2 protein-coding genes are annotated in these 2100 nt (G+C 58.5%); both read left to right on the plus strand.

What is annotated here, in order from left to right; all coding sequences use genetic code 11:
* The first annotated feature begins 26 nt into the window (after positions 1-26).
* The gene (locus AC0L3E_RS34475) at positions 27-1607 is read left to right on the plus strand and encodes an ABC transporter substrate-binding protein (RefSeq protein ID WP_473606894.1); all 1581 of its coding nucleotides are present in this window, start codon (positions 27-29) and stop codon (positions 1605-1607) included.
* 12 nt (positions 1608-1619) lie between these two features.
* A partial coding sequence (locus AC0L3E_RS34480) for an ABC transporter permease (RefSeq protein ID WP_473606892.1) occupies positions 1620-2100 on the plus strand: 481 nt, incomplete at its 3' end.

The following is a 2100-nucleotide window of genomic DNA, read 5'->3' on the forward strand; positions in this document are numbered from 1 at the left end:
AACGCGCGGCAAAAAGGGGAACTAAGATGATTGACGAAATGGGTTTTCTCTGTGAGCACGTCGCGAAGGGTAAGCTGTCCCGACGCGACTTTCTAGGTCGGGCCGCGGCGCTCGGCGTCAGCGCAGTCGTTGCCAATAACCTGCTTGCCACGGCCGCAAGGGCCGGGGGACCCGTCAAGGGCGGCGTGCTCAAAGCCGGGCTGCAAGGCGGAGCGGCGACCGACAGTCTCGATCCAGTTCTCTTGACCGATCCATTTCAATTTATCTTCAGCCGCCAGTGGGGCGAAACGGTTGTCGAGCTGAACGCAGATAGACAAGTCCAGCCGTCACTTGCCGAGGAATGGGGCTCCTCAAAGGACTCCAAGGTATGGGCCTTCAAGATCCGCAAGGGCGTCCAGTTCCATGACGGCAAGGAATTGACGCCCGCCGACGTGCTCGCCACCGTCGAGCGCCATGGCGATGCCAACTCGAAATCCAGCGCGTTACCACTTTTGCAGGGCATCGACAAGATTGCCGTAGACGGCCAGAACGTGGTCTTCACGCTGAAAGAAGCCAATGCTGAATTTCCGTTCATAATGACTGCACACCAAGTGGTGGTCCAGCCGAATGGCGGCAAGGACAACCCGACCGCCGGCATAGGAACCGGGCCTTACAAGGTCACTGTTCACGAGGCGGGAGTGCGATCTGGCGGCGAAAAGTTCGGAGGTTACTGGCGCGACGATCGCGGATTTGCCAATCAGATCGAGATCATCGTCATCAACGACGGGACCGCTCGCATCTCCGCCTTGCAGAGCGGGCAGGTCCATATGATCAACCAAATCGATCCGAAGGTGGTTGAACTCCTCAAGCGCTCTCCTGCCATCACCATCCGCAATGCTAGCAGCCGTGGCCACAATATGTTTATTTGCCAGGTCGACACGGCGCCCACCAACAACAATGACCTGCGGCTCGCGTTGAAATATGCCATCGACCGCGAGGAAATGGTCCAAAAGATCCTCGGGGGCTATGGCTCCGTGGGCAATGACACGCCGATCAGCAAGACCTATCCCCTATTTACCGAAATGGAGCAGCGCAAGTACGATCCGGAGAAGGCATCCTTCCATTACAAGAAGTCCGGGCACTCGGGACCGGTGCTCCTCAATACGTCCGACGACGCCTTCTCTGGCGCGGTGGAAGCTGCTGAACTATACCAGGCGAGCGCGGCCAAGGCGGGCATCACCATCGAGGTCAAGCGCCACCCCGCCGACAGCTACTGGACAGAATCCCAAAAAATGCCCTTCCATGCCAGCTCTTTTGGCGGCCGTCCAACCCAGGATATGACTTATTCTCTCGAATACCAGTCTAAAGCGCCATGGAACGAGGCTCACTTCTCTAACGAGAAGTTCGACCAGATGCTGGTCCAGGCCCGCGGCGAGTTCGATGCCGACAAGCGCAAGAGGCTCTATGCCGACATGGGGCAGATCGTCCGTGACGAAGGCGGGGTAATTCTACCGATGTTCCGCGACTTCATCGATGCCACAGGGCCGCAGGTTGGCGGCTGGGCCACGGATGGCAACCAGGAACTTATGAACGGCTACGCACTGTCCAAATGCTGGCTGCAGGCTTAAGGCCGTACGAACATGGTTCCCAAGCTTATTGCCCAGCGCATTGCGCTGGGCATCCTGTTGCTAGCCGCCGTATCGGTTCTGATATTCGCCGGTACCAACCTCCTGCCGGGCGACGTTGCGCAGGCCGTTCTCGGCAAATCGGCGACGCCGCTGGCGCTCGAGAACCTCAGAAAGGAAATGGGGCTCAACGACGCTGCCTATGTCAGGTATTTCCACTGGCTATTCGGAATTCTGCACGGCGACCTGGGCAACTCACTGACGACCAAGCTCGATATCGCGATGTCCATCAGGGGGCGGCTGTGGAACACGCTGTTCCTCGCCTTCTGGGCCGCTATCGTGTCGATCCCGCTTGCACTCATCCTGGGGCTTATCGCCGTGCGTCATCACAACCGACCGGTCGACAGGCTAATCTCGGGCTTGGCGCTTGCCTCCACCTCTGTGCCGGAATTCTTCATCGGCTACTTGCTGGTCTATTTCCTCGCGGTCAAATTCC

This window comes from Mesorhizobium sp. WSM4822 (assembly GCF_055811155.1).

Coding starts and splice junctions, on each gene's coding strand:
- AC0L3E_RS34475 (WP_473606894.1), top strand. CDS start 27: ATGATTGACGAAATGGGTTTTCTCTGTGAGCACGTCGCGAAGGGTAAG.